The sequence below is a fragment of the Roseovarius aquimarinus genome (genome assembly GCF_043661195.1).
GTDB classification, from domain to species: domain Bacteria; phylum Pseudomonadota; class Alphaproteobacteria; order Rhodobacterales; family Rhodobacteraceae; genus Roseovarius; species Roseovarius aquimarinus.
In genome coordinates this window covers 107439-132363 of sequence record NZ_JBIHMM010000003.1, presented here as the reverse complement: position 1 = coordinate 132363, position 24925 = coordinate 107439, and the positions used below count along the sequence as shown (strand labels likewise).

23 protein-coding genes and 2 tRNA genes are annotated in these 24925 nt (G+C 65.7%); 16 read left to right on the top strand and 9 right to left on the bottom strand.

All coding sequences use genetic code 11. The annotated features are described in order from the left end of the window. Positions 1–77 precede the first annotated feature (77 nt). Positions 78–1499, bottom strand: a complete 1422-nt coding sequence (gene cysS / locus ACGRVM_RS11230; protein WP_377171656.1) for a cysteine--tRNA ligase — start codon at positions 1497–1499, stop codon at positions 78–80. A 352-nt stretch (positions 1500–1851) separates the two neighbouring features. Between cysS and ACGRVM_RS11225 the strand changes: the two genes are divergently transcribed. The 3 genes from ACGRVM_RS11225 (at position 1852) to ACGRVM_RS11215 (ending at position 5420) form a co-directional block, all read left to right on the top strand. Continuing rightward, complete coding sequence (locus ACGRVM_RS11225) at positions 1852–3390, top strand: trimethylamine methyltransferase family protein (RefSeq protein WP_377171654.1); 1539 nt, start codon at positions 1852–1854, stop codon at positions 3388–3390. A 116-nt stretch (positions 3391–3506) separates the two neighbouring features. Then, the gene (locus ACGRVM_RS11220; RefSeq protein ID WP_377171652.1) at positions 3507–4106 is read left to right on the top strand and encodes a metallophosphoesterase family protein; all 600 of its coding nucleotides are present in this window, start codon (positions 3507–3509) and stop codon (positions 4104–4106) included. Positions 4107–4202: 96 nt separating this feature from the next. Further along, on the top strand, positions 4203–5420 hold the full coding sequence (locus tag ACGRVM_RS11215) for an NAD(P)/FAD-dependent oxidoreductase (RefSeq protein WP_377171650.1): 1218 nt from the start codon (positions 4203–4205) through the stop codon (positions 5418–5420). 47 nt (positions 5421–5467) lie between these two features. Here the strand turns inward: ACGRVM_RS11215 and ACGRVM_RS11210 are convergent. Continuing rightward, positions 5468–5543, bottom strand: a tRNA-Lys gene (locus tag ACGRVM_RS11210). Positions 5544–5650: 107 nt separating this feature from the next. On the opposite strand from ACGRVM_RS11210, the gene dapF reads away from it, so the two are divergent. The 4 genes from dapF to ACGRVM_RS11190 are packed head-to-tail and all read left to right on the top strand — an operon-like array spanning position 5651 to position 9003. Further along, complete coding sequence (dapF, locus tag ACGRVM_RS11205) at positions 5651–6484, top strand: diaminopimelate epimerase (RefSeq protein ID WP_377171648.1); 834 nt, start codon at positions 5651–5653, stop codon at positions 6482–6484. Then, positions 6481–7731, top strand: coding sequence for a tRNA (N(6)-L-threonylcarbamoyladenosine(37)-C(2))-methylthiotransferase MtaB (gene mtaB / locus ACGRVM_RS11200; protein WP_377171646.1), 1251 nt, complete (start codon positions 6481–6483; stop codon positions 7729–7731). The genes dapF and mtaB overlap by 4 nt, the downstream gene beginning before the upstream one ends. Further along, positions 7731–8345, top strand: a complete 615-nt coding sequence (locus tag ACGRVM_RS11195) for an FMN-binding negative transcriptional regulator (RefSeq protein ID WP_377171644.1) — start codon at positions 7731–7733, stop codon at positions 8343–8345. The genes mtaB and ACGRVM_RS11195 overlap by 1 nt, the downstream gene beginning before the upstream one ends. Before the next feature lie 55 nt (positions 8346–8400). Beyond that, positions 8401–9003 carry a glutathione S-transferase gene (locus tag ACGRVM_RS11190; protein ID WP_377171642.1) on the top strand — a complete coding sequence of 201 codons (603 nt, stop codon included), beginning with the start codon at positions 8401–8403 and terminating at the stop codon, positions 9001–9003. Between the two features lie 60 nt (positions 9004–9063). On the opposite strand, the gene ACGRVM_RS11185 is transcribed toward ACGRVM_RS11190, so the two are convergent. Beyond that, positions 9064–9759, bottom strand: coding sequence for an outer membrane protein (locus ACGRVM_RS11185; RefSeq protein WP_377171640.1), 696 nt, complete (start codon positions 9757–9759; stop codon positions 9064–9066). 282 nt (positions 9760–10041) lie between these two features. Here ACGRVM_RS11185 and petA point away from each other — a divergent pair, with 282 nt between their 5' ends. From petA to ACGRVM_RS11170, 3 genes are read left to right on the top strand one after another with little or no spacing between them, the layout of a single operon-like run. Next, positions 10042–10626 (top strand): ubiquinol-cytochrome c reductase iron-sulfur subunit, encoded by a 585-nt coding sequence (petA, locus tag ACGRVM_RS11180; protein ID WP_377171638.1) that lies wholly within the window; start codon positions 10042–10044, stop codon positions 10624–10626. Positions 10627–10637: 11 nt separating this feature from the next. Continuing rightward, complete coding sequence (gene petB, locus ACGRVM_RS11175; protein ID WP_377171636.1) at positions 10638–11981, top strand: cytochrome b; 1344 nt, start codon at positions 10638–10640, stop codon at positions 11979–11981. Between the two features lie 19 nt (positions 11982–12000). Next, on the top strand, positions 12001–12852 hold the full coding sequence (locus ACGRVM_RS11170; protein WP_377171634.1) for a cytochrome c1: 852 nt from the start codon (positions 12001–12003) through the stop codon (positions 12850–12852). 82 nt (positions 12853–12934) lie between these two features. On the opposite strand, the gene ACGRVM_RS11165 is transcribed toward ACGRVM_RS11170, so the two are convergent. Beyond that, on the bottom strand, positions 12935–13960 hold the full coding sequence (locus ACGRVM_RS11165) for a LacI family DNA-binding transcriptional regulator (RefSeq protein ID WP_377171633.1): 1026 nt from the start codon (positions 13958–13960) through the stop codon (positions 12935–12937). 133 nt (positions 13961–14093) lie between these two features. Between ACGRVM_RS11165 and ACGRVM_RS11160 the strand changes: the two genes are divergently transcribed. Next, positions 14094–14170, top strand: a tRNA-Arg gene (locus ACGRVM_RS11160). Between the two features lie 17 nt (positions 14171–14187). Here the strand turns inward: ACGRVM_RS11160 and radC are convergent. Next, positions 14188–14949: a RadC family protein gene (gene radC, locus ACGRVM_RS11155; RefSeq protein WP_377171631.1), complete on the bottom strand. Its 762-nt coding sequence runs from the start codon at positions 14947–14949 to the stop codon at positions 14188–14190. Positions 14950–14994: 45 nt separating this feature from the next. After that, positions 14995–18564, bottom strand: a complete 3570-nt coding sequence (locus tag ACGRVM_RS11150; protein ID WP_377171629.1) for a hydantoinase B/oxoprolinase family protein — start codon at positions 18562–18564, stop codon at positions 14995–14997. 127 nt (positions 18565–18691) lie between these two features. Here ACGRVM_RS11150 and ACGRVM_RS11145 point away from each other — a divergent pair, with 127 nt between their 5' ends. Further along, the gene (locus ACGRVM_RS11145) at positions 18692–19111 is read left to right on the top strand and encodes a TIGR01244 family sulfur transferase (RefSeq protein ID WP_377171627.1); all 420 of its coding nucleotides are present in this window, start codon (positions 18692–18694) and stop codon (positions 19109–19111) included. After that, the gene (locus ACGRVM_RS11140; RefSeq protein WP_377171625.1) at positions 19111–19845 is read left to right on the top strand and encodes a 2-dehydro-3-deoxygalactonokinase; all 735 of its coding nucleotides are present in this window, start codon (positions 19111–19113) and stop codon (positions 19843–19845) included. The genes ACGRVM_RS11145 and ACGRVM_RS11140 overlap by 1 nt, the downstream gene beginning before the upstream one ends. 87 nt (positions 19846–19932) lie before the next feature. On the opposite strand, the gene msrA is transcribed toward ACGRVM_RS11140, so the two are convergent. From msrA to ACGRVM_RS11125, 3 genes are all read right to left on the bottom strand, one after another. Continuing rightward, positions 19933–20583, bottom strand: coding sequence for a peptide-methionine (S)-S-oxide reductase MsrA (gene msrA / locus ACGRVM_RS11135; RefSeq protein WP_377171623.1), 651 nt, complete (start codon positions 20581–20583; stop codon positions 19933–19935). Positions 20584–20700: 117 nt separating this feature from the next. Further along, positions 20701–21186 carry a GNAT family N-acetyltransferase gene (locus ACGRVM_RS11130; protein ID WP_377171621.1) on the bottom strand — a complete coding sequence of 162 codons (486 nt, stop codon included), beginning with the start codon at positions 21184–21186 and terminating at the stop codon, positions 20701–20703. Continuing rightward, positions 21183–21776, bottom strand: a complete 594-nt coding sequence (locus tag ACGRVM_RS11125) for an HD domain-containing protein (protein ID WP_377171619.1) — start codon at positions 21774–21776, stop codon at positions 21183–21185. The genes ACGRVM_RS11130 and ACGRVM_RS11125 overlap by 4 nt, the downstream gene beginning before the upstream one ends. Positions 21777–21900: 124 nt before the next feature. Between ACGRVM_RS11125 and ahcY the strand changes: the two genes are divergently transcribed. From ahcY to ACGRVM_RS11110, 3 genes are all read left to right on the top strand, one after another. Further along, complete coding sequence (gene ahcY / locus ACGRVM_RS11120; protein ID WP_377171617.1) at positions 21901–23292, top strand: adenosylhomocysteinase; 1392 nt, start codon at positions 21901–21903, stop codon at positions 23290–23292. Between the two features lie 157 nt (positions 23293–23449). After that, the gene (locus ACGRVM_RS11115; RefSeq protein WP_377171615.1) at positions 23450–24262 is read left to right on the top strand and encodes a PRC-barrel domain-containing protein; all 813 of its coding nucleotides are present in this window, start codon (positions 23450–23452) and stop codon (positions 24260–24262) included. Between the two features lie 207 nt (positions 24263–24469). Continuing rightward, positions 24470–24811: a DUF2853 family protein gene (locus ACGRVM_RS11110; protein ID WP_377171613.1), complete on the top strand. Its 342-nt coding sequence runs from the start codon at positions 24470–24472 to the stop codon at positions 24809–24811. Positions 24812–24925: the final 114 nt, after the last annotated feature.

The window sequence follows — 24925 nt, the reverse complement described above, 5'->3', positions numbered from 1 at the left end:
CGAGACACCTGCATCCTGCCCGTGCGGAAACAAGACGTATGTCAGCGCCTGACTGCGCCTTGAGCGAAGTGGCGAGGTCATTTCAGGGCCTCGAGTTTTGAGGGGTCGAAGTCGGCGCCGGGCGTCAATTCAACGCCGTCCTTTCGCATCTGAACCTCGATGCCTGCCGCCAACAGACCTGCCTTGAGGCGGTCAACCTGATCGAAGTTCTTTGTCGCCATGGCCTCGGCGCGGGCGTGCGAAAGTCTGGTTTGCCATTCGGAAAGGTCGGCTTGCGGCATGTTTGCCCAAGTCGGGACGGTGTCCGTCATCAGCCCGAGAAATCGCAGGCTGGCACGCAGGGTGGGGGCATCGTTCGCATGCGAAAGCTGGTGAATCTCGCTTAAGGCCTTCGAGGTATTCAGATCGTCCGCCAACGCAGTGACCACAGCGTTGCAAGGCTCATGTTTATCCGAGGCACGATCGGCTTGTGCATACCATTTGCGCAAAATGGCCTCCGCCTCCTTCGCCTTCTCCGCCGTCCAATCCATCGGCTTGCGGTAGTGCGTGCTCAGAAACACGAAGCGGATCACCTCGCCCGGCACGCCCTGATCCAGCAGATCCCGCACCGTAAAGAAATTCCCCAGGCTCTTGGACATCTTCTTGCCCTCGACCTGCAGCATCTCGTTATGCATCCAGACCTGCGCGAAGCCGCCCTCGGGGTGGGCGCAGCAGCTTTGAGCGATCTCGTTCTCGTGGTGGGGAAACATCAGATCGTTGCCGCCGCCGTGGATGTCGAATGTATGCGGGTGCTTCCTCGCGATATCTGAAAGGCTGTCTTTCAAATCCTCCCATAGAAGTTTGTCAGCCATCGCCGAGCATTCGATATGCCAGCCGGGGCGGCCATGGCCCCAAGGCGAGTCCCAGCCGGGCTGATCGCCGGAGGACGGCTTCCACAGGACGAAATCCATCGGGTTGCGCTTGTAGGGCGCCACTTCGACCCGCGCGCCGGCGATCATGTCGTCGATGCTGCGCCCCGAGAGCTTGCCATAGGCGGCATAGCTCTCGACGGCGAAGAGGACGTGCCCTTCGGCCTCGTAGGCATGGCCCTTGGCGATCAGACCCGCGATCATCTCCACCATCTGCGGGATGAACCCGGTCGCGCGCGGCATGTGATCGGGCTCGCGGGCGCCGAGCGCGCCCATGTCGTCGAGAAACCACTGGATCGTCTCCTCGGTGATCTCGCCGATCTTGCGGCCGCTTTCGGCGGCGCGCGCGTTGATCTTGTCGTCCACGTCGGTGAAGTTGCGCACATAGGTCACCGCGTCCTCGCCATAGACATGGCGCAGGAGCCGGTTCAGCACATCGAAGACCACGACGGGCCGCGCGTTGCCGAGATGCGCGCGGTCATAGACCGTCGGGCCGCAGACATACATGCGCACATTCTTCGGATCGAGAGGCGTGAAGACCTCCTTCTTGCGCGTGCGCGTGTTGTGCAGCTTGATCTGGGTCTCGGGCATGGCGGGCCTCGCTGGCATTGGCTCGGGGTGGTGCGGGCTTAGCAACTCCGGCCCCGGTATGGAATAGCGCAGATCGGCCCGTGCGCCAGCGATCCGTCCCGCATCGGGGCCTTTGGATGGCCTGAAAACGACACGGGTCGCAATCAGGACAGACAGGGCGCGCCGCGTGTGCAGGGATCAAGGGGTCAACAGCGGGAAAATGGCCATGTCGCCATTCAGCAAGATCGCCCTCGTCATCCGCACCATCGGTGCGGCGCGGGGCCGTGCTGCGCGCGGCAGGCCCGCGGGCCTCTGACCCTTTCGACGGATTTCCGGACTTTTCAGATCAACCCTCGCACATGAGGCCCCGAAGATGAACCAGATTGCCCCCCGCCGTTCCGGAGGCCGCGCCGCGCGGCGTGCCGTCCGCTCCGCCCCCGTCTCCGATGCGATGCGCGCCATCCGCCCCGGCATGGAAGGGGGACGCTACACCCCCCTGACCCCCGCCGAGGTGGAGCGCATTCACCAGACCGCGCTCGACGCGCTCGAGCAGATCGGCCTCGCCGATGCGCCGCCGAGCGGCGTCGCCTATCTGACCGCCGCGGGCGCGATCGAGGGCGAAGACGGCCGCATCCGTTTCCCCCGCGCGCTGATCGAGGACACGATCGCGCGGGCAAATCGCAGCGTCACCCTGATGGGCCGCGATCCGCGCCACGACATGCAGCTGTCGGGCACGCGCGTGCATTACGGCACGGCGGGCGCGGCGGTGAACCTCGTCGATGTGGACGGGCGCAACTACCGCGATTGTACGGTGCAGGATCTGCACGACGCCGCCCGCATCTGCGATGTTCTGGACAACATCCATTTCGTGCAGCGCCCGATGGTGTGCCGCGATATCGCCGATAACATGGAGATGGACCTCAACACGCTCTACGCTTGCTGCGCGGGCACGACCAAGCATGTGGGCGTCTCCTTCACCGAGCGCGCCTTCGCCCGCAAGGGGATGGAGATGCTGCACCTGATCGCGGGCGGCGAAGCGGCATGGCGCGAGCGTCCCTTCGTGTCGAACTCGAATTGTTTCGTGGTGCCCCCGATGAAATTCGCCACTGAATCCTGCGAGGTGATGGAGGAGTGCATTCTGGGCGGCATGCCGATCCTGCTCCTGAGTGCCGGGATGGCGGGCGCGACCGCGCCCTCGACCATCGCGGGCGCCATCGTGCAGGCGACGGCCGAGTGCCTTGCAGGCCTCGTCTATGTCAACGCGGTGAAGCCCGGGCATCCCGCGATTTTCGGCACCTGGCCCTTCGGCCTCGATCTGCGCACAGGCGCGATGACGGGCGGCTCGGGCGAGCAGGCGCTCCTGACGGCGGGCTGCGCCCAGATGCATCGCTTCTACGATCTTCCCGGCGGCGCGGCGGCGGGCATCACCGATGCGAAACTGCCCGACATGCAGGCCGGGTGGGAGCAGATGTGCTCGAACGTGATGGCGGGCCTTTCAGGGCTCAACATGGTCTATGAGGCGGCGGGCATGCATGCGTCTCTTCTGGGCTTCTGCCTCGAATCGCTGATCCTCGGGGATGATCTCATCGGCCATGCGCAGCGCTGCGTGCGCGGCATCGAGGTGGATGACGAGACGCTGGCGCTCGAGCAGATCCGGCAGGTCTGCATGGGCGGTCCGGGCCATTACCTCGGCACCGCGCAGACGCTCGCCCGGATGGAGAGCGATTATCAATATCCCAAGACGGCCAACCGGATGAGCCCCAAGCAATGGGTCGAGATGGACAAGCCCGATCTCAACGCCGCCGCGACCGCGCGCAAGGAGGCGATCCTTTCGCAAAGATCGGCCGCGCGTTTCGCGCCCGATGTCGATGCGGCGATCCGGGCGGCCTTTCGGATACATCTTCCGGTTTGAAATCATCCGGCATAGCGTGGCTTCCATGACAGGGAGCCACGCATGAGCCTGACCTCAGTCTTCACGTTCACCGAGTCGGTCATGTTGCGCCTTGCGCGCGCGGTCTGAGCGCGGTCATGCGTATCCTCTCCTTCTCCGATCTGCACCGGGACCGGCAGGCTGCGCGCGCCATCCTCCGGGCGAGCGCGGATGCCGATGTGGTGGTCGGCGCCGGCGATTTCGCCTCGAAAGGGATCGGCGCCGCCGAGACGCTGGAGATCCTCGCCGATTGCGCGGCGCCCGTGCTCGTCGTGCACGGTAACCACGATGTGCCGTCCGAGATCGCGGCGTTCTGCGAGGCATCGGCGCGCCTCACCTATCTGCATGGCAGCGGCGTCGATCTGGACGGCGTGTCCTTTTTCGGCCTCGGCGGCGAGGTGCCGGGGCGCAAGGGCCATGCGTGGAACGTCGCGCATTCCGAGGTGGAGGCGTCGCTGATGCTGGCCGACTGCCCCGAGCGCGCCGTGCTCGTCACGCATACGCCGCCGCTCGGGACGGCGGATGTGCAGACCGGCGGCGCGCATGAGGGCAGCCGCGCGATCCGCGACGCGATCCTCGCCAGCAACGCGCCGCTCTGCCTTTGCGGTCATGTCCACGCCTCTTGGGGCGTGCAGGGGCAGCTGGGCCGCGCGCTCGTGCGCAATCTCGGGCCGGGCCTCACCTGGTTCGACATCTGACGTGGGGCCGGCCGCGATGCGCCGCGATTCATGGTGGACGGCGCGCGGCCCGGCGGCCTACGAATGGGGCGAGGACGCCAGTTCGGGACGGCAGGAATGCGCAAATACCAGCATGCGGCACCAAGGCGGAGCAGCTATGACGTGGTCATCGTGGGCGGGGCCGTCATCGGCTCGTCGGTCGCCTATTGGCTGACGCAGGATGCGGATTTCGATGGCAGCATCCTCGTCGTCGAGCGCGATTCGACCTACGAGTTCTCCTCCACCGCGCTCTCTGCCAGCGGCATTCGGCAGCAATACTCCAACCCGATCAATGTGCGCATCAGCCAGTTCGGGCTGTCGTTCATCCGCGGCTTCGCCGAGCGGATGGCGCCCTTTTTCGAAGGCGAGGCGGCACCGGGGCTGGGTTTTCGCGAGCATGGCTATCTTTACTGCATCTCGCCGGAGGGTGCGGACGCCGCGCGCGAGCGGGTCGAATTGCAGCGCAGCCTCGGCGCGCAGACCGTCTTTCTCGAACCGGGGCCGCTCAGGGATCGCTTCCCCTGGCTCAATGTCGAGGATCTGGGCGGCGGTGCCTGGGGCGCGCGGGACGAGGGGTGGTTCGATTCGGTCGGGCTGATGACCGGGTTTCGCCGTGCCGCGCGGCAGGGCGGCGCGGAATATGTCGAAAACGAAGTCACTGGCCTCGAACTCGATGGCGACAGGGTGACGTCCGTCCTCCTCGGCACCGGTGAGCGGGTGAGCTGCGGCGCGCTGGTCAATGCCGCCGGGCCGCGCGCCGGGGTGGTCGCGGGGATGGCTGGGCTGTCGATCCCCGTCGAGCCGCGCAAGCGCTACAGCTTCGTTTTCTCCTCGGCCAATCCGATCGAGGGGCGCATGCCGCTCGTGGTCGACGGCACGGGCACCTATGTGCGGCCCGAGCATGACCTCTTTCTGACCGGCAACCGCCCGCTCGATGACGGGCCTGCCGCAGTGGACGATTTCGAGATGGTGCATGACGAGTTCGAGGAGCGCATCTGGCCCGCGCTCTATCATCGCATCCCGTCTTTCGACGCGCTCAAGGTGCGGCGGTTCTGGACCGGGCATTACGCCTATAACACACTCGATCACAACGTGATCGTCGGCCCGCATGACCGCGTCGGCAATTTCATCTTCGCCAACGGCTTCTCGGGGCATGGCTTGCAGCAATCGCCCGCCGTGGGGCGCGGCGTCGCCGAATTGCTGGTGCACGGCGCCTACCGGACGCTCGATCTCGGCCAGCTTTCATACGGCCGCATCGCGCGGAACGAGCCGTTCCTCGAGGAGGCGGTGATCTGACGCGGTGACGCGGCGAGAGACGCGCTGAGCGGTGTTTTTAGAAGAAGTGGTGAGCCCTACAGGATTCGAACCTGTGACCCACTGATTAAAAGTCAGTTGCTCTACCAACTGAGCTAAGGGCCCACTGCGGGCGTATCTAGAAAGAGCGGGGCGGGGGGTCAACCCCAATTCCGACGACAATGCGGCGCAATCGCTGGATTCATTTCGGGTGGGGGTTTATATGCGCCCGCATGGATATGGATCGCCAAACGGGCTTGCCCTTCATGAAGATGCACGGGCTGGGGAACGACTTTGTCGTTCTCGACGCGCGTGCGCGCGACGTGCACGTCTCCGAGGCGCTGGCGCGGGCGCTGGCGGATCGCCACCGCGGGATCGGATTCGATCAGCTCGCCGTGATCGGCGCGGGTGAGGGCGACGCGCATCTGACCTTCTGGAACGCCGATGGCAGCATGTCGGGGGCCTGCGGCAACGCCACGCGCTGCATCGCGCGCTACCTGATGGCCGAGACGGGCAAAGATGCGCTGCACTTGACCACCGCGCGCGGCGATTTGCAGGCGCGGGATGCTGGCGGCGGCCGGACCTCGGTCAATATGGGGCAGCCGCAGCTCGAGTGGCAGGAGATTCCGCTGGCCGAGGAGATGGACACGCTGGAATTGCCCATCGAAGGCAGCCCCGTGGCCACGGGCATGGGCAATCCGCATTGCACCTTCTTCGTAGAGAATGCCGAGGCGATCCCGCTCGCGCAGTTCGGCCCGCGCTACGAGCATCATCCACTCTTTCCCGAGCGCACGAATGTGCAGGTCGTCTCCGTGATCGCGCCCGATCATCTGCGCGTGCGCGTCTGGGAGCGGGGCGCGGGCCTGACGCTCGCATCCGGCTCGTCCTCCTGCGCGGTGGCCGTCGCGGCGGTGCGCCGGGGGCTGACCGGGCGGGCGGTCACGATCGAGCTCGACGGCGGCACCCTAAGCGTCGAGTGGCGCGAGGATGGTGTCTGGATGACCGGCCCGACGATGCATGTGGCCAGCGGCACGCTGACCCCCGAGTTCCTCGAGAGCCTCGCATGAGCGCGCCGATCTTCTCCAACCATGGCTGCCGCCTCAATGCCTATGAGACCGAGGCGATGAAGGAGCTGGCCGCCGAGGCGGGGCTCGAGGGCGCTGTCGTGGTCAACACCTGCGCCGTGACGGCGGAGGCCGTGCGCAAGGCGCGGCAGGACATTCGCCGTCTGCGCCGCGACAACCCGAACGCGCGCATCATCGTGACCGGCTGCGCCGCCCAGACCGAGCCTGCGACCTTTTCAGCCATGCCCGAGGTCGACGCCGTGATCGGCAATACCGAGAAGATGCAGCCGAGCACCTGGGCGGGCCTTGCCGGAAACTTCGGGACCGAGCCGGTGCAGGTCGACGACATCATGTCCGTCACCGAGACCGCGGGTCACCTGATCGACGGGTTCGGCACGCGCAGCCGCGCCTATGTGCAGGTGCAGAACGGCTGCGATCACCGCTGCACTTTCTGCATCATCCCTTACGGGCGGGGCAACTCGCGCAGCGTGCCAGCGGGCGTCGTCGTGGATCAGATCAAGCGGTTGGTGCAGAAGGGCTACAACGAAGTGGTGCTGACGGGCGTCGACCTCACCTCCTGGGGGGCGGATCTGCCGGGCGCGCCGCGCCTTGGCGATCTGGTGATGCGCATCCTCAAGCTGGTGCCGGACCTGCCGCGCCTGCGCATCTCCTCCATCGATTCGATCGAGGTGGACGAGAACCTCATGCAGGCCATCGCCACCGAGCCGCGCCTGATGCCGCATCTGCATCTGAGCCTTCAGCATGGCGACGACATGATCCTGAAGCGCATGAAGCGGCGGCATCTGCGGGACGATGCCATCGCCTTCGCCGAGGAGGCGCGCCGTCTGCGGCCGGACATGACGTTCGGCGCCGATATCATCGCGGGCTTTCCGACCGAGACCGAAGCGCATTTCGAGAATTCCCTGGCGCTCGTGCGCGAGTGCGATCTGACGTGGCTGCACGTCTTTCCCTATTCGCCCCGTCCCGGCACCCCCGCCGCGCGGATGCCGCAGGTGGATGGCGCCGCGATCAAGGAGCGCGCGGCGCGGCTGCGCGCGGCGGGCGAGCGCCAGGTCGCGCGGCATCTCGCGGCGCAGGTGGGCCGTGCGCATGCGGTGCTGATGGAAAATCCGCATATGGGCCGGACCGAGCAATTCACCGAAGTGAGTTTCGACACGCCGCGCCCCGAGGGACAGATCGTGCCCGCGCGGATCACCGGCGCGCGTGGCGCGCAGCTCGTGGCCGCCTGATGCATCCCAATCCCGTCTTTCGAGGGGCGACCGACGCGTTCAATCTCGACTATGCGCGCGAGGAAGGTTTCGGGATGCTGGCGGTCACCGTAGAAGGCGCGCCCTTGCTCAGCCATATTCCTTTCGTGCTGAACGCCGCGGGCGATCTCGCCGAGTTTCACCTCGTCCGCTCCAATCCCATCGCGCGGCTGGCGCCGGGCGCGCCCGCGCGGCTCGCAGTTCAGGGGCCGCATTCCTATGTCTCGCCCGACTGGTACGGCGCGGAGGATCAGGTGCCGACGTGGAATTACGTCGCCGTGCATCTGGTGGGAGAGATCGAGCCTTGTCCCGAGGCCGGTCTGCGCGATCTGCTCGAGCGGCAGTCCGAGGCCTACGAGACGCGCCTTTTGCCGAAGACGCCCTGGACGGCGGACAAGATGTCGGATGGCGTGATGGAGCGCATGATGCGTCAGATCCTGCCCTTCCGCATGCGGATCGCCGAGGTCCACGGCACCTGGAAGCTCGGCCAGAACAAGGCCGAGGCGCAGCGCCTCAGCGCCGCCGGGCATGTAGACGCGCATGGCATGGGGCAGGAGACGGCGCTTCTCGCGGGGCTGATGCGCGGGGCGGTATAGACAGCGCGGAGGCGCGCTCCTAGGCTGCGGCGATTGCCACCGAGGAGCGCATCTCATGAAACTTCTGACCGGCCCCACATCCCCTTTCGCGCGCAAGGTCGCCGTCGTGCTGCACGAGCTCGGCATGGCCGAGCAGGTCGAGATGCAGGTGGTCACGACCACGCCGATCCGGACCGATCCGGCCGTCGCCGCCGCCAATCCGCTCGGCAAGATCCCGGCTCTGATCCGGGACGAGGGCGGCACGCTCTACGACAGCCGCGTGATCTGCCGCTATCTCGATGCCAAGGCGGGCGGCGCTCTCTATCCCGAAAGCCGGCTTTGGGAGGTGCTGACGCTCGAGGCGACGGGCGATGCGATCATGGATGCGGGCGTTTTGATGATCTACGAAGCGCGGATGCGCCCCGAGGAAAAGCAGTGGGACGGCTGGACCGATGCGCAATGGGCGAAGATCACCGGCGCGATGGACGCGCTCGAGGATCGCTGGATCCCGCATCTGGCCGGACCGCTCGACATGGGTCAGATCGCGGTCGCCTGCGCGCTCAGCTATATCGACTTCCGCCAGGGCCACCGCGAGTGGCGCGATGCGCGGCCAATGCTGGCCGCGTGGCACGGCAAATTCGATCAGCGCCCCTCGATGCAGGCGACGAGGCCCGAATAAGCGAAAGGCCCGGCGCGCAGCACGCACCGGGCCTTTGGGGCCGTCTCCAGCGAGACGCGCTCAGAAGCTGTAGCTGATACCGATATTGACGGCATGGGTTGTCAGCTCGGTGCGCAGTTTGCCATCGGGCTGGCCGGGATCGCCGTCGATCGTGACGTCATTGTCCGACCATGTGATCTGATACTCGCCGAAAAGCGCCCAATCCTCGGTCAGCTCGTATTTCATTCCGGCGATTCCCCGCAGGGCGAGGCCGGTCATCTCATAATCATAGGTACGGTTCGTCGCGCCTGTGGCGAGGATGTCGACATGCGGGATCGCGACACCGATCCCCGCGCCGCCATAGGGCGTGAACTTGCTGCCGCCGAAGACGCCCGGAAACCGCTTCATCACGTTGGCGGTGAAGATGTTGTGCCCATCCGTGAACTCGAGCCGGTCGAAGCCCATGGCCGTGCGGTCCGCGCCGCTGGCATAGGCCTTGGTATGCGTGCCCTCGATGCCGAATCCGAGGTTGCTGGAGGTCCACCACATCGCGCGGCCGCCATAATAGATCGGGGCATCGAAGGGTTTGCCGTCCCAATCGACATTGCGGCCGAACGCGCCCGCGCCATTCGGCAGAAAGCCCGACGCATCGCTGTCGCTCGTGGTCTGCGTGCCGAGATAGAAGCTGAGCTCCAGTTCGGCTGCGGCCGGGGTGGCGGCGGCCAGAGCGGCGACGGCCGCGGCTGATTTCAGAGCTTTGGTCATGAGATGGGTCATCGGCTGGCGCTTTCGGTTTTGGGCGGATTGCCTCTTGGCTCATACACTCAAGGCGCCGCTCTCTCAAGCGTCCCGCCGACCGCCGCATCCCGGCAGGGCATGAAGGACACAGGCGCAATGGTGCGGCGCGACACATCCGCGCCCCGGCCCAATGCGGCGCAATGCGCACTGGACGGCCTGCACAAGCCCCGCTAAAACGCCCTCGGAACGGTTGCAGGCGCCCTGCGGCCTCAAACCCGTATGGGGCCTGCATGAACGGCCCTTGAGAATGGAGTAAACCTCGTGTCCCACGCAGACGATCACGAAGGCACCCGGAGGGATTTCCTCTATTACGCGACCGCCGGTGCTGGCACCGTCGCGGCCGGTGCCGCCATTTGGCCGCTGGTCAATCAGATGAATCCCTCGGCAGACGTTCAGGCGCTCAGCTCGATCCGTGTGGATGTGGGCGGCGTCGAGCCGGGCACGCAGATCACCGTGAAATGGTTGGGCAAGCCCGTCTTCATCCGTCGCCGCACCGAGGCCGAGCTGGCCGCCGCGAATGACGTGGACGTGGACTCGCTCCCCGATCCCATCGCGCGCAACGCCAATATCGAGGGCACCGCGCCCGCGACCGATGCGAACCGCGGCCTTCTGCCCGAGGGCGCCGAGCCCGGAACGGACAGCGAATGGCTGGTCATGATGGGCGTCTGCACCCATCTGGGCTGCGTTCCGCTGGGCGATGGCGCCGGCGAATTCGGCGGCTGGTTCTGCCCCTGCCACGGCTCGCATTACGACACCGCCGGCCGGATCCGCAAAGGGCCCGCCCCGACGAACCTGCCTGTGCCCGTCGCCGCCTTCGAAGGCGACTCCACGATCATTCTGGGATAAGGACATAAACTATGGCTGGTATTCCGCACGATCATTACGAGCCGACCTCGCGCGGCGAGAAGTGGCTCTACAAGCGCCTGCCGATCGCGGGTCTGCTTTATGACACATTGATGATTCCGACGCCCAAGAACCTCAACTGGATGTGGATCTGGGGCATCGTCCTGACTTTCTGCCTCGCGTTGCAGATCATCACCGGCATCGTTCTGGTGATGCACTACACACCGCATGTCGATTACGCCTTCGCGTCGGTCGAGCACATCATGCGCAACGTGAACGGCGGGCATTTCATCCGCTATCTGCACATGAACGGCGCCTCGCTGTTCTTCGTGGCGGTTTATGCGCATATCTTCCGCGGTCTCTATTACGGCTCCTACAAGGCGCCGCGCGAGATCACGTGGATCATCGGCATGCTGATCTATCTTCTGATGATGGGCACCGCCTTCATGGGTTACGTGCTTCCGTGGGGGCAGATGTCCTTCTGGGGCGCGACCGTGATCACCGGCCTCTTCGGTGCGATTCCCTTCATCGGCGAGCCGATCCAGACCTGGCTTCTGGGCGGACCGGCTGTGGACAACGCGACGCTGAACCGTTTCTTCAGCCTGCACTACCTGCTGCCCTTCGTCATCGCGGCGCTGGTCGCCGTTCACATCTGGGCCTTCCACACCACGGGCAACAACAACCCGACCGGTGTCGAAGTGCGCCGCACCTCCAAGGCCGAAGCGGCCAAGGACACGGTGCCCTTCTGGCCCTATTTCGTGATCAAGGACCTCTTCGCGCTGGGCATCATCCTGATCGTCTTCTTCGCGATCGTCGGCTTCATGCCCAACTACCTGGGTCACCCCGACAACTACATCGAGGCGAACCCGCTGGCGACGCCTGCGCATATCGTGCCCGAATGGTACTTCCTGCCGTTCTACGCGATCCTGCGCGCCTTCACCGCCGATGTCTGGATCGTGATGGCGGCCAACTGGATCACCGGCGGCATCGTGGATGCGAAGTTCTTCGGCGTGCTGGCGATGTTCGGCGCGATCGCGGTGATGGCTCTGGCGCCCTGGCTGGATACGTCCAGCGTGCGTTCGGGCCGGTATCGCCCGATGTTCAAGTGGTGGTTCGCGCTGCTGGTTCTGGATTTCTTCGTCCTGATGTGGGCGGGGGCCATGCCGGCGGAGGGCATCTACGGTGTGATCTCGCTGATCGCGTCGGCCTACTGGTTCGCGTATTTCCTCGTCATCCTGCCGCTTCTGGGCGTGATCGAGAAACCGCTGCCGCAGCCCGCCACGATCGAAGAAGACTTTGCGGCGCATTACGACGCCAAGACCGGTGGCACCCATACCATCGTCAAACCGGCCGAGTGAGGGCAGTATGATGAACGTGATGTTCCGTAAATTTGGCGCACCCGTCGCCGTGGCCCTGTCGCTGTCCCTCGTGGGCGGCGCAGCGCAGGCGGCGGGCGGAGCGACCCATATCGAGGATGTGGATTTCTCCTTCGAAGGCCCGTTCGGCAGCTTCGATCCGTTGCAGCTTCAGCGCGGTCTCAAGGTCTATACCGAGGTCTGCGCGGCCTGCCATGGCCTGAAATACGTCCCCATCCGCACGCTCAGCGATGAGGGCGGCCCGCTCCTCCCCGAGGATCAGGTGCGCGCCTATGCCGAGCAATACGAGGTGTTCGACGAGGAGATCGACGATTTCCGACCGGCCAAGCCGTCCGATCACTTCCCCGAGTCGGCACTCGAGAATGCGCCCGACCTGTCGCTGATGGCCAAGAAGCGCGCCGGTTTTCACGGTCCTTACGGAACCGGGATCAACCAGCTTCTCAAGGGAATCGGCGGACCGGAGTATATCTACAGCCTGCTCGTCGGATATGAAGAGCCGCCCGAATGCGCGCCCGACGACTTCCCCGGCAGCTACAACACCGCCTTCGGTGCCGGTGGCTATCCCGAGGAGTGCAAGGACGAGAAGGGCTATCCCACCGCTCCGGGAAGCTGGATCGCCATGGCGCAGCCGCTCTATGACGATTCGGTCGAATTCGACGACGGCAGCCCTGCCGATCTGGAGAACGCGGCAAAGGACGTGACCGCCTTCCTGACCTGGACGGCCGAGCCCAAGCTGATGGCGCGCAAATACGCGGGTCTGACGGGCGTTCTCTTCCTGACCGTGCTGTCGGTTCTGCTTTATCTCACGAACAAGCGGATCTGGGCGCCGATCAAGAACAAGCAGAAGGACTGAGGCGCACCGCGCACAGCCTTGAAAGATCGAAGCCCCGCAGGATCATCCTGCGGGGCTTTTTCGTATCGCAAGGCCGGGTCTGTCAGGCGCGGCGCAGGGTGTCGCCATAGCTGATCTTCGGCTCGAGCGCGATATGGCGCGGGGATTGGTCCGCATCCGGCTTCACCCGGTCCGCGATGATCTGCGCGGCCTGGCGCCCGATCTCGGCCCGGCATGCATCCATCGTGGCGAGCTGCCGGGGCAGGCCCTTGAGCAGATCGAGACCGTTGAAGCCGGCGAGGCCGATCTGATGCGGAATGTCATAGCCCTGCTCGAGCAGCCACAGAAGACCGCCGGCACCGATCATGTCGTTGGAGTAATAGAGAAAATCGAGTTCAGGGTCGCGTTCGAGCATGGCTTGCGTCATCTCGCGCCCTTTCAGAAGCGCCGAGCCGCCCGAGTAGAATTCACGCTCGGCGATCTCCACGCCCGCCTTGCCCAGAACGTCCGTCAGCCCCTCGAAGCGTTTGCGCGCGCGGTGGTCGCGCGGCATCGTCGTGCCCATGAAGCCGATGCGCCGATATCCGCCCTTGAGGATGGCGCGGCCCATCTGCTCGCCCGCGCGGCGATGCGAGATCCCGACGACCGAATCGACGGGCGTGCCGTCCACATCCATGATCTCGACCACCGGAATGCCGGAGGCACGCAGCATCGCGCGCGAGGCTTCGGAATGCTCCAGCCCCGCGATGATGACGCCCGAGGGCCGCCACGAGAGCATCTCGTAGAGGACTTTCTCCTCCTTCTCGCGGGTGTAGTCGGTCAGGCCCATCACGGGCTGCAACTCGGTTTCGGCAAGGACGTCATTGATACCCATCATGACCTCGGGAAAGACCATGTTGGCCATCGACGGCACGATCACGGCCACGAGGTTGACCCGGCTCGAGGCGAGCGCGCCCGCGATCTTGTTGGGCACGTAGCCGAGCGCCTTGGCACTGGCCAGAACGCGCTGTCGGGTCGCGTCCGAGACGTCGCCGCGATTGCGAAGAACGCGGCTCACGGTCATTTCCGAAACGCCCGACGCCTCGGAGACGTCGCGCAGGGTAAGGGTGCGGTTGGGTGTCTTGGTCAATCCGGAAATCCCGATGAATGCGCCGAAGGCTACCGCGAACGGACGCGCCATATCAAGCGGCTTGCCCGCCACGCGCGCTGAGGGCGCATTCCCCGATGACAAGCCCGCGCCCCCGCGTTATTCAGTCCGCGCTGGCCCCGTGGCTCAACTGGATAGAGCAGCCCCCTCCTAAGGGGCAGGTTGCAGGTTCGAATCCTGCCGGGGTCACCATGCACACCGCCAGCGCCCTAGAGATACCCTTCGCTGCGAAAGCTCAGCTCGCAGGATTTGCCGATGATGAGATGGTCGTGGAGCGTGATGCCCATGACTTCGGCGGCGCTCTTGATCTTCTGTGTCATGACGATATCGGCCTCGCTGGGCGTGGGATCGCCCGAGGGGTGGTTGTGCACGAGGATCAGCGCCGAGGCGTTGAGTTCGAGCGCGCGTTTGACCACCTCGCGCGGATAGACGGGGACATGATCGACCGTCCCGGTCGCCTGCGCCTCGTCGGCGATCAGCGTATTCTTCGTGTCGAGAAAGAAGAGCCGGAACTGTTCCGTATCGCGATGGGCCATCGTGGTGTGGCAATAGTCCAGCAGCGCGTCCCATGACGAGATCACCTGCCGCCGCATCACGCGCGCGCGGCTGAGGCGCCGGCTCGCCGCCTCGACGATCTTGAGCTCGACGATCACGGCCTCGCCGACGCCATTGACAGCCTCGAGCCGGGAGGGGGGCGCGGAGACGACGCCGTTGAAATCGCCGAACATGTCGAGCAAGGCGCGCGCCAGCGGCTTCACGTCGCGGCGCGGGATGGCGCGGAACAGCACCAGCTCCAGGAGTTCGTAATCGGGCATGGGATCGGCGCCGCCCTGCATGAACCGCGCGCGCAGACGCGCGCGGTGATCGCGGATATAGGACGGAAGCGCTGCACCGGGGCGCTCAGGCCCCTCCGCCTTGTCGCCGCCGAAGAGGGGCAGGGCCGCCTCGTTGAAATGGGTATATCCGCTCATGCGGTCAGGATGCCGCAGAAGTGCTTAACAGGGCGTTAAAGGCGCTCAGGCTTCGCCCCAGCCACCCCCGCCCGGCGTCTGCATTCCGAAGACGGCGCCCGCCTCCAGCTCGATCTCGTCGCATCCCTTGAGATCGCGCCGCGTCCCGTCGGCAAGCTCGGCCCAGTTGAGGCCGACCGCGCCCGGCAGGCCACCCTCGACGCCGAAGGGCGGCACGTCGCGATGCGAGCAGAGGGTCGTGACGGTAACGGGCTCCAAAAAGCGCATGCGGCGCAGCACGCCGTCGCCGCCCCGCCATCTGCCCGCCCCGCCCGTGCCATGCCTTATGCCGAATTCTTCCAGCCGCACCGGGAAGCGTTTCTCGAGGATCTCGGGATCGGTCATGCGGGTGTTGGTCATGTGGCTCTGTACGGCATCGCAGCCATCGAATCCCGGCCCCGCGCCGGTGCCGCCCGCGATCGTCTCGTAATTCTGGAATGCGTCATTGCCCCAGATGAAATTGTTCATCGTCCCCTGGCTGCCCGCGATGACGCCGAGCGCGCCGTAGAGCGCGTTGCACATCGCCTGGCTCACCTCGGTATTGCCCGAGATGACCGCCGCCGGATGCACCGGGTTCAGCATCGAGCCCTCGGGCACGATGATGCGCAGCGGCTTGAGGCAGCCCTGGTTCAACGGAATGTCCGCGCCCACGAGCGTTCGGAAGACGTAGAGCACCACCGCGTCGCAGATCGAGCGCGGCGCGTTGTAGTTGCCCGAATGCTGGGGCGACGTGCCGGTGAAGTCGATCACCGCCTCGCGCGCGTCGTGGTCCACCCGGATTGAGACACGGATTTCGGCGCCGTGGTCCATCGGATAGAGGAACGCGCCATCGGCGAGCTTGTCGATGACCCGGCGCACGGCGGCTTCGGCATTGTCCTGAACATGGCCCATATAGGCCCGCACGACATCTAGGCCATAGGTCTCAATCACGCCCATTAGAGCCTGTTTTCCGGTCTCGTTCGCGGCCACCTGCGCCTTGAGATCGGCCATGTTCTGCGCGACGTTCCGGCAGGGATAGCGCCCACCGCGCAGGACCGCCCCAGCCTCGGCTTCGAGGAACTCGCCGCCGCGCACGAGCTGCACATTGTCGATCAGAACGCCTTCTTCCTCGATATGGGTGCTGTCGGGCGGCGCGCTTCCGGGGGTGCGGCCGCCGATATCGGCATGATGCCCGCGGCTCCCCAGCCACATGACGGGCTTGCCCTCGTCGAAAAGCGGCGTGATGACGGTGACGTCTGGCAGATGAGTGCCGCCGTTATAGGGCGAGTTGAGCATGAAGGCATCGCCGGGCCGCGCGTCGGGGTTTAGGCGCATGATCGTCTTGACGCTGTCGGACATGGAGCCGAGATGCACCGGCACATGGGGCGCATTGGCCACCAGATCGCCCTTCGCATCGAAGATGGCGCAACTGAAATCGAGCCGTTCCTTGATGTTCACGGACCACGAGGTATTGGCCAGCGTCGCGCCCATCTGATCGGCAACGGACATGAAGAGGTTGCCCATGACCTCGAGCAGGATCGGATCGGCCTCGGTCCCGGCGACTTCGCCGCGCAGTGGTGCGTGACGCTCGATGACGAGATTGGCGCGTGCGTCGAGCCGCGCGGTCCAGCCCGGCTCGATCACGTTGGTGCCCGTGGGTTCGGTGACGATCGCGGGGCCCTTGATGGCGGCACCGGCGTTCAGCGCCGCGCGGTCATGGATCGGGACGCGTCGCCAGTCGCCCTTCTCGTAGACCGGCACATGGGCGAGCGGGGCGCCGTCGCCATCGGGCGGCGTCAGCGCGATATCCTCGCGCGCGGCGCCGCTCGATTCGACGCTGACCATGTCGATGATGATGTCCCGCCCGGGCGAGACGAAGCCGTAACGCTTCTTATGTGCGGTCTCGAACAACTCGCGGGCGGTGGCCTCGGTGCTGCCTTCCACAGGGATCGCCTGATGCGATCCGTCATAGCGCAGATGCAGGCGGTGCGCGGCGGCGGCTTCGGTGCCGCCCTGCGCCGCGACCTCGGCCAAAGTCTCCTCTGCGAGGGCCTCGACCGTCTCCATTGCGCGCGCGTACTCCCCAAGGGGCAGATCGATCTGCGCCTCCTTCATCGCGGTGATCGGCGCAAGGCCCATGCCGTAGGCCGAGAGCACCCCGGCATAGGGATGCACCAGCACGCGGGTCATGCCCAGGGCGTCCGCCACGCCGCAGGCATGTTGCCCGCCTGCGCCGCCGAAACACTGCAGCGTGTAGCGCGTGACGTCATGGCCGCGCTGCACGCTGATCTTCTTGATCGCGTTGGCCATGTTCTCGACCGCGATCCGCAGAAATCCCTGCGCGATATCCTCGGGCTTGCGCGGCGCCTCGCCCGTGGCCGCGGCAACCTCTTCGGCCAGGGTCTCGAACTTGGCGCGCACGACCTCGGCATCGAGCGGCTCGGCCCCGGTCTCGCCGAAGACTTGCGGGAAATGATCGGGGCTCAGCTTGCCCAGCATGACGTTGCAATCGGTGACGGTGAGCGGGCCACCCCGGCGATAGCAGGCGGGGCCGGGATCGGCCCCCGCGCTTTCGGGGCCGACCTGAAAGCGCCCGTCCTCGAACTTGCATATGCTGCCGCCGCCCGCCGCGACGGTGTGAATGTCCATCATCGGCGCGCGCATGCGCACGCCCGCTACCTCCGTCTCGAAGCTGCGCTCGTAGTCGCCGGCGTAGTGACTGACATCGGTCGACGTGCCGCCCATGTCGAAGCCGATCAGACGGTCATACCCGGCGGCCTGCCCGGTATGGACCATGCCCACGATGCCGCCTGCCGGACCCGACAGGATCGCGTCCTTTCCCTGAAACCGGCGCGCTTCGGTCAGGCCGCCATTCGACTGCATGAAAAGAAGCCGCTCGCAGGCGGTGCCGAGATCGAGCGCATCCGCCACGCGGTCCACGTAGCGGCGCAGGATCGGCGAAAGATAGGCATCGACGACCGTCGTGTCGCCGCGCCCGACCAGCTTGGCGAGGCGGCTGACCTCGTGGCTCGTGCTCACCTGGGTGAACCCGGTTTCTCGGGCGATTTCGGCCACGCGCGCCTCGTGCTCGGGGTTGAGATAGGCATGCAGACCCGCGATGGCGACGGCGCGGATGCCGGCGTCATGCGCGTCCTGCAGGGCGGCGCGGGCCGCATCCTCGTCGAGCGGGCGGATGACGCGGCCTTCCGCATCGAGACGCTCGTCGAGTTCGGCGACGCGGTCATAGAGCAGATCGGGCCGCATGATGTGCAGATCGAAGAGGCGGGGCCGGGTCTGATAGCCGATCTTCAGAAGATCGCGGAAGCCGCGCGTGATGAGCAGAAGCACCGGCGCGCCCTTGCGTTCGAGTAGGGCGTTGGTCGCGACGGTCGTGCCCATCTTGACCGCTGCGATGCTGCCTTCGGGCAGATCGCGCTGGCCGATAAGTTGCCGGATGCCCTCGACGGCGGCATCCTCGTAGCGCTCGGGATTTTCGGACAGAAGCTTGTGCGTGTGCAGCGCGCCACCCGGATCCAGCGCCACGATATCGGTGAAGGTGCCGCCCCGGTCGATCCAGAATTCCCAACGCTTGTCCATGCGGCCTCCCTTGGTGCGGCGGACAGGTTTGGCGCCGGGGCGGCGAATGTCAACGGGCGCCGGGGGCATTGAAACCGGGCGGGCTTTGCGGCCATATTGCGCGCGACCCTTACCAAGGAGCGGCCCGATGGACCTGCGCAGGATTTCCCACGATTTCAGCGTCTCCCCCCAGATCGCGGCGGCGGATGTGCCCGCCATCAAGGAGGCGGGCTTCAAGTCCATCATGTGCAACCGCCCCGACCGCGAGGATGCGGGCCAGCCCGATGTCGCGGCGATCGAGGCCGCCGCCCGCGCCGAGGGGCTGGAATTCCGCTCCGTCCCGATCGTTTCGGGGCATCTGAGCGAGGGCGACGTCGCGGATTTCCGTGCCGCGCTCGAGGATCTGCCGAAACCGCTGCTGGCCTATTGCCGGAGCGGAACGCGCTGCACGACTCTGTGGAGCATCGTGCAGGTCGGAAACCTGCCCGACGATGCGATCGTCTCGGCCGCCGCCGATGCGGGCTACGACGTGCGTGGGATCGTGGCGCAGATGTCGGGCCGCGCCTGATGGCGGACGCCGCGTCCGAGCCTTGGGGCGCGCTTCTTCCCGAAGGCGGGCGCGTCACGCTCTTCGCCCTGCGCGGGGATGATCTCGAGACGCGGGATCTGGCGCGCGCGGCGGATGCCGAAAGCGTGGCCGGGATCGATCCGGCGCGCCTCGTGACGCTCGACAACAGCGCGCGCGCGGCGCCGCCCGCCGAGATATTGCCCAAGGGCCTGCGCAGCCTCGGAGCGCTCCAGCAGGCCGGGCCAGCCGCGCTCCTGACAGCTGAAGCGCGGGTGCTGATCGCGGGCGCGCTCACCGCCGCGCCGGATTGGGACGGGATCCTTCTCATCCCCGAGCCGGAGGTGACGCATTGGGTGCATGTCAGCGCGCGCGAGGTCGTCAGCTTTCAGGGCGCCGCGACCGGACGGCTCGCTCGCGCCTTCGGTGCCAAAGCCGGCGAGGCCGATACCGGGGCGCTGGACGATACCATGTCGCGCCCCGAGCGGCTGGCCGTGCATCTGAACGCGGCGGCGCTCACCGGCGATCATTCTGCGCTTTGGGGGCATCTTCTGGGTGCGGAGCTGGCCGCGACGCGGGCCTATTGGCTGGGGCAGGGCGTGCGCATCATCGGCGATGCCGAACCCTATGCAGCGGCGCTCGCCGCGCAGGGCGTGATGGCCGAGGCGGTGCCGCGCGCCGGGGCTTGGAGGGCCGGGCTGAGGGCGCTTGGCGCGGCTGCGGGTTTCACCGGCTGAGCGCAAACGGCTCGGCGCACCGCGTCTCGGTTGATCCCAAAGAGAAAAAGGGCCGCGCGAAGCGGCCCTCTCATCGCATGGTGCCAATCACTTCTGCGCGAAAGGCGCGGCGTCCCCCCAAAGAGCACGCACGCGCGCGTCGCGTCCGCAGCCCTCGCGGTAGAGCTTGTAGGCCTCGGCATAGGTCTTGATGCCGAACCGGGTGAAGCGCGTCTCCTGACTCTTGTAATAGTCCTGATGATAATCCTCGGCCTCGTAGAAGGTCGCTTCGGGCAGAACGGGTGTCACAATCTTCTGGCCCAGATCCTTCTCGGCGGCGGTGATCGCCTGGCGCGCGTCCTCGGCGGCGGCCCCATCGGCGAAGATCGCGGTGCGGTAGCTGTCGCCCCGATCGCAGAACTGCCCGCCCGCATCGGTCGGGTCGACCGAGCGCAGGAACATGTGCAGAAGCTGCGGCCGCGAGACCTGATCGGGGTCGTATTTGATCTCGACCGCCTCGTAATGGCCGGTATTGCCGCCCGTGACGTCCTTGTAGGTGGGATTGTCCGTCTTGCCGCCGGTGTAGCCGGAGACGACTTCGCTCACGCCCTTCACCTTCTCGAAATCGGCCTCCACGCACCAGAAGCAGCCGCCCGCGACCACGAGCGTCTCGGTCGCGGCCGCGTGGGCGCGCGAGCCGTTCGCGGCGAAGCCGAGAGCGATGAGGCCGCCGAGGGCAAGGGTTTTGATATTCGACATGATGTCGACCATAGGGATGTCCTCCTCTTTGGGGCCACCATGACCGACGCGCCCGGTGCCGCCAAGCCTGCGAAACACCGCCTCACGCAAGGGTGAGAAAGAGGTGATGGGATGCGCTCAGATCTCGTAGCGCTTGAGGATCTTGTCCACGCGCTGCCCCGAGGCCAGCTCCACGTTCTCGCGGCGCGCGTAATCGCGAAAGCCGCGGCTCTGATAATAGATGAGCCCGCCCTCGTTGTCGGCGCGGATGCTGGCGTTGATCCAGACATAGCCGAGCGCCTTAGCGGCCTTCGCCGTGACCTTGAACAGCGCCGAGCCGATGCCGAGGCCGGTGCGGCCCAATTGAACGAAGGTCGCGATGTCGCAAGCTTCGGGCGGAAGGTGGCTTGTCGGCTCGATATACTGAAAGCCGCGCAATGCGCCCTCGGCGTTCAGCGCGACATGCCATGCGGAGCGGTCCGGGGCGGTCTCCATCATGCCGCCCATGTCGCGCGAGGTGACGGGCCGTGTGTGCGCGGTCGTGCCGCCCTTCTCGATGATCTGGTTGAGAAGCTCGGCCATGGGCGGCGCATCGAGCGGCGTGGCGCGGCGGACGGTGATCACGACATGCGCTCCAAAAGCGCATCGGTGCGCGCGGTGAAGGCCTCGCGTGTCTCCAGCGGCGGGCGCAGGCGGATCTCGAGCCCTTCCATCATCGCGGGATCGGGGCGCCCGAAGAAACGGTCGGCCTCGCCGGTCTCGAAGCCAGCGATGCGCGTGGCCTCCATCCACGCGCTGATCCTGTCGGCGCGCTTGATCTGTTTCTTGACGGTCGCGGGGATCGCGGCGGGCAGGCCGAAGCGGATGTGGATCGCCGCCATGAGCCGCTCGTCCAGCGCGTCATAGCCGGGGCCGACCGCGCTCTTGACCGGCGAGATCATGTCGCCGATCACGTATTCGGGCGCATCGTGCAGCAGCGCCGCCAGCTTCCACCGGGCGGGCGCGGCGGGGCTGATGCGGCCGAAGATCTCCTCGACCAGCAGCGAATGCTCGGCCACGGAATAGGCGTAATCGCCCAGCGTCTGCCCGTTCCAGCGCGCGACGAACGCAAGGCCGTGGGCGATGTCGCCGATCTCGATGTCCATGGGTGTCGGGTCCAGCAGATCGAGCCTGCGCCCCGACAGCATCTTTTGCCATGCACGCGGTTGAGCCATGATGCGCCTCTCGCTAGTCGCCCTCCGTCCTCTCTAGCGTCCGCCGCCCGGGTATTCCAGCATTGCCGCATGGGCGGGCGGGTGCTATCTGCCCTCCAACCCGTTATTCGAGGAGCCGCTCAAAATGGCAAAAGACTACGTCGTCAAGGATATCTCGCTCGCCGCCTATGGCCGCAAGGAACTGGACATCGCCGAAACCGAAATGCCGGGTCTGATGGCGCTGCGCGAGGAATTCGGCGAGGCGCAGCCGCTCAAGGGCGCGCGCATCGTCGGCTCGCTGCACATGACTATCCAGACCGCCGTCCTGATCGAGACGCTGAACGCGCTGGGCGCGGATGTGCGCTGGGCGTCCTGCAACATCTTCTCGACGCAGGATCACGCGGCGGCGGCGATCGCCGAGGGCGGCACGCCCGTCTTCGCGGTGAAGGGCCAGACGCTCGAGGAGCATTGGGATTATCTCGACCGCTCCTTCCAGTTCCCCGAGGGCGCGAACATGATCCTCGACGATGGCGGGGACGCGACGCTCTACGTTCTTCTCGGCGCGCGCGTCGAGGCCGGCGAGACCGATCTGATCGAGGTGCCGCAATCCGAGGAAGAAGTGGCCGTCTTCGCGCAGATCAAGAAGCGCATGAAGGAAAGCCCCGGCTGGTTCACCAAGACGCGCGACGCGATCAAGGGTGTCTCGGAGGAGACGACGACAGGTGTTCACCGTCTTTACGATCTGCACCGCAGGGGCCTGCTGCCCTTCCCGGCGATCAACGTGAACGACAGCGTCACCAAGTCGAAATTCGACAACAAGTACGGGTGCAAGGAATCGCTCGTCGACGGTATCCGCCGCGCGACCGACACGATGATGGCCGGCAAGGTCGCCGTGGTGCTGGGCTACGGCGATGTCGGCAAGGGATCCGCCGCATCGCTGCGCGGCGCCGGTGCACGCGTGAAGGTCACCGAGGTCGATCCCATCTGCGCGCTTCAGGCCGCGATGGACGGCTACGAGGTCGTGCTGCTCGAGGATGTGCTGTCGACCGCCGACATCTTCATCACCACGACCGGCAACAAGGACGTCATCCGCATCGAGCATATGCGCGAGATGAAGGACATGGCGATCGTCGGCAATATCGGCCATTTCGACAACGAGATTCAGGTCGCCAGCCTCAAGAACCACAAGTGGACCAACATCAAGGACCAGGTGGACATGATCGAAATGCCTTCGGGCAATCGTCTGATCCTCTTGTCCGAGGGGCGTCTTCTGAACCTCGGCAACGCGACCGGCCATCCGAGTTTCGTCATGTCCGCCAGCTTCACCAACCAGGTGCTGGCGCAGATCGAGCTTTGGAAAAACGGCGCGAACTACAAGAACGAGGTCTATATCCTGCCCAAGCATCTCGACGAGAAGGTGGCGCGCCTCCATCTCGACCGGATCGGCGTCAAGCTGACGCCGCTCAGCAAGGAACAGGCGGATTACATCGGCGTGACGCCCGAAGGCCCGTTCAAACCCGAGCATTATCGCTACTGATTTCGTCCAAACCCGCGGGAACCAACGGTTTTCCGCCGATAGAGGCAGGACCCTTGGCAGGGTTCTGCCTGTTTTCGTTCGGGGCTGCGCGAGGCGCGGAACCGGAAGGCCATGTTGCGACTTATCGGCTCACATTGCAGCCAAGGAGGATACGACAATGGCTCTCAAGACACTCATGCTGACCGCTGCGACCACGGCCCTCATCGCCGGTGGCGCGATGGCGCAGGACACGACCACAACCGACACCGGCACCACGGCCGAGATGTCGTCGGACGCGACCACGATGGCGCCGGCCTTCACCTCGATCGAGGAGATGACGGTGGGCGATCTGATCGGACAAAGCGTCTACGACCCCAATGGCGACACGATCGGCGATGTCGATTACGTCGTGAGCGCGGGCCGAAGCGCGGATGCCGTGATCGGTGTCGGCGGGTTCCTCGGCCTCGGGGAATATACCGTGGCCGTGCCGCTCGGTGATCTCGACTACGATTCGACGCAGCAGATGATCACGCTCGACACGACAAAGGAAGCTCTGAAAGAGCGTCCCGAGTTCGACGAGAGTGGCGCGGAAAGCCTGCCGGACGAAACGCCTCTGGCCGACATGATCGCGAGCGATGATGCATCGGGCGGCAGCACCGCTTCGGGCGACGCCGCGATGGAGGGCGACGCGCCCAAGGAAGGCGATGCCGCGATGGAAGGCGACGCCGCTGCGGAAGGCGATGCCGCTGCCGAGGGTGACGCCGCCGCCGAAGGCGATGCTGCTGCCGCAGGTGATGCGGCTGCTGAAGGCGACACTGCCACGGAGGGCGACGCTGCCGTGGAAGGTGATACCGCCATGGAAGGCGATGCCGCCGCAGAGGGTGACGCCGCTACCGAAGGCGACGCTGCCATGGAAGGTGACGCCGCTGCCGAAGGCGATGCTGCCGAAGGCACGACCGAGGAAGAAACGACGAGCGGATCGTCCAACTAAGCCTATCCAGGCTTTACGATTGCTCCGACCCGCGCCCCCGGCCATGCGAATGGCCGGGGGTTTTTGCCCGTCACTCCGCCCAAGGCGGGCCGATTGCACTTTTTCGTTGAGAAATGCCGCTTACCCGGTAGTCTTCGCCACGAGCGGCGCGTGCCGCTTGGGACATTGGAAAGCGGCACCGCCGCGCATTGACTGGGGGAATTTGAGATGGGCAAACGTGACGATCTGATCGCGCGCTACGCAGAGGATTTGAAGACGAAATGCGGCATGACGCCGGACATGGATCTTCTGACGAAGGTTACGATCGGCTGCGGCCCGTCGATCTATGACGCGGACTCGGCCACGGTGGCCGCAAGCCAGCCCGCCGAGCTCGAGACGGTGAAGAAGAATTTCCTCATCAAGAAACTGGGCCTCGCCGATGGCCCGCAGCTCATGGACGCCATCCATTCGGTGCTGAACACCTATGGCCAGTCCGAGCGCAACAAGTATCGCGCGGTGGTCTATTACATGCTGACCAAGCATTTCGGCAAGGAGAGCGTCTACGCCTGATCCGGCGAGACGCTCGGCAGACCCGCGCCCGCCATCCGCGATGGCGGGCGTTTTTCCTTCTATGGTTTTCCAAAACCGCTGCTCTAGATACAAGTCCTGACACCGCAGCAGGCA

Excerpts from the sequence above, each read along its gene's own strand:
- petB (WP_377171636.1), top strand. The coding sequence starts at position 10,638 with ATGGCTGGTATTCCGCACGATCATTACGAGCCGACCTCGCGCGGCGAG.
- ACGRVM_RS11190 (WP_377171642.1), top strand. The coding sequence starts at position 8,401 with ATGAAACTTCTGACCGGCCCCACATCCCCTTTCGCGCGCAAGGTCGCC.
- ACGRVM_RS11115 (WP_377171615.1), top strand. The coding sequence starts at position 23,450 with ATGGCTCTCAAGACACTCATGCTGACCGCTGCGACCACGGCCCTCATC.
- cysS (WP_377171656.1), bottom strand. The coding sequence starts at position 1,499 with ATGCCCGAGACCCAGATCAAGCTGCACAACACGCGCACGCGCAAGAAG.
- radC (WP_377171631.1), bottom strand. The coding sequence starts at position 14,949 with ATGAGCGGATATACCCATTTCAACGAGGCGGCCCTGCCCCTCTTCGGC.
- ACGRVM_RS11185 (WP_377171640.1), bottom strand. The coding sequence starts at position 9,759 with ATGACCCATCTCATGACCAAAGCTCTGAAATCAGCCGCGGCCGTCGCC.
- ACGRVM_RS11150 (WP_377171629.1), bottom strand. The coding sequence starts at position 18,564 with ATGGACAAGCGTTGGGAATTCTGGATCGACCGGGGCGGCACCTTCACC.
- ACGRVM_RS11110 (WP_377171613.1), top strand. The coding sequence starts at position 24,470 with ATGGGCAAACGTGACGATCTGATCGCGCGCTACGCAGAGGATTTGAAG.
- ACGRVM_RS11125 (WP_377171619.1), bottom strand. The coding sequence starts at position 21,776 with ATGGCTCAACCGCGTGCATGGCAAAAGATGCTGTCGGGGCGCAGGCTC.
- dapF (WP_377171648.1), top strand. The coding sequence starts at position 5,651 with ATGGATATGGATCGCCAAACGGGCTTGCCCTTCATGAAGATGCACGGG.
- msrA (WP_377171623.1), bottom strand. The coding sequence starts at position 20,583 with ATGTCGAATATCAAAACCCTTGCCCTCGGCGGCCTCATCGCTCTCGGC.
- ACGRVM_RS11215 (WP_377171650.1), top strand. The coding sequence starts at position 4,203 with ATGCGCAAATACCAGCATGCGGCACCAAGGCGGAGCAGCTATGACGTG.
- ahcY (WP_377171617.1), top strand. The coding sequence starts at position 21,901 with ATGGCAAAAGACTACGTCGTCAAGGATATCTCGCTCGCCGCCTATGGC.
- ACGRVM_RS11170 (WP_377171634.1), top strand. The coding sequence starts at position 12,001 with ATGTTCCGTAAATTTGGCGCACCCGTCGCCGTGGCCCTGTCGCTGTCC.
- mtaB (WP_377171646.1), top strand. The coding sequence starts at position 6,481 with ATGAGCGCGCCGATCTTCTCCAACCATGGCTGCCGCCTCAATGCCTAT.
- ACGRVM_RS11140 (WP_377171625.1), top strand. The coding sequence starts at position 19,111 with ATGGCGGACGCCGCGTCCGAGCCTTGGGGCGCGCTTCTTCCCGAAGGC.
- ACGRVM_RS11225 (WP_377171654.1), top strand. The coding sequence starts at position 1,852 with ATGAACCAGATTGCCCCCCGCCGTTCCGGAGGCCGCGCCGCGCGGCGT.
- ACGRVM_RS11195 (WP_377171644.1), top strand. The coding sequence starts at position 7,731 with ATGCATCCCAATCCCGTCTTTCGAGGGGCGACCGACGCGTTCAATCTC.
- ACGRVM_RS11220 (WP_377171652.1), top strand. The coding sequence starts at position 3,507 with ATGCGTATCCTCTCCTTCTCCGATCTGCACCGGGACCGGCAGGCTGCG.
- ACGRVM_RS11145 (WP_377171627.1), top strand. The coding sequence starts at position 18,692 with ATGGACCTGCGCAGGATTTCCCACGATTTCAGCGTCTCCCCCCAGATC.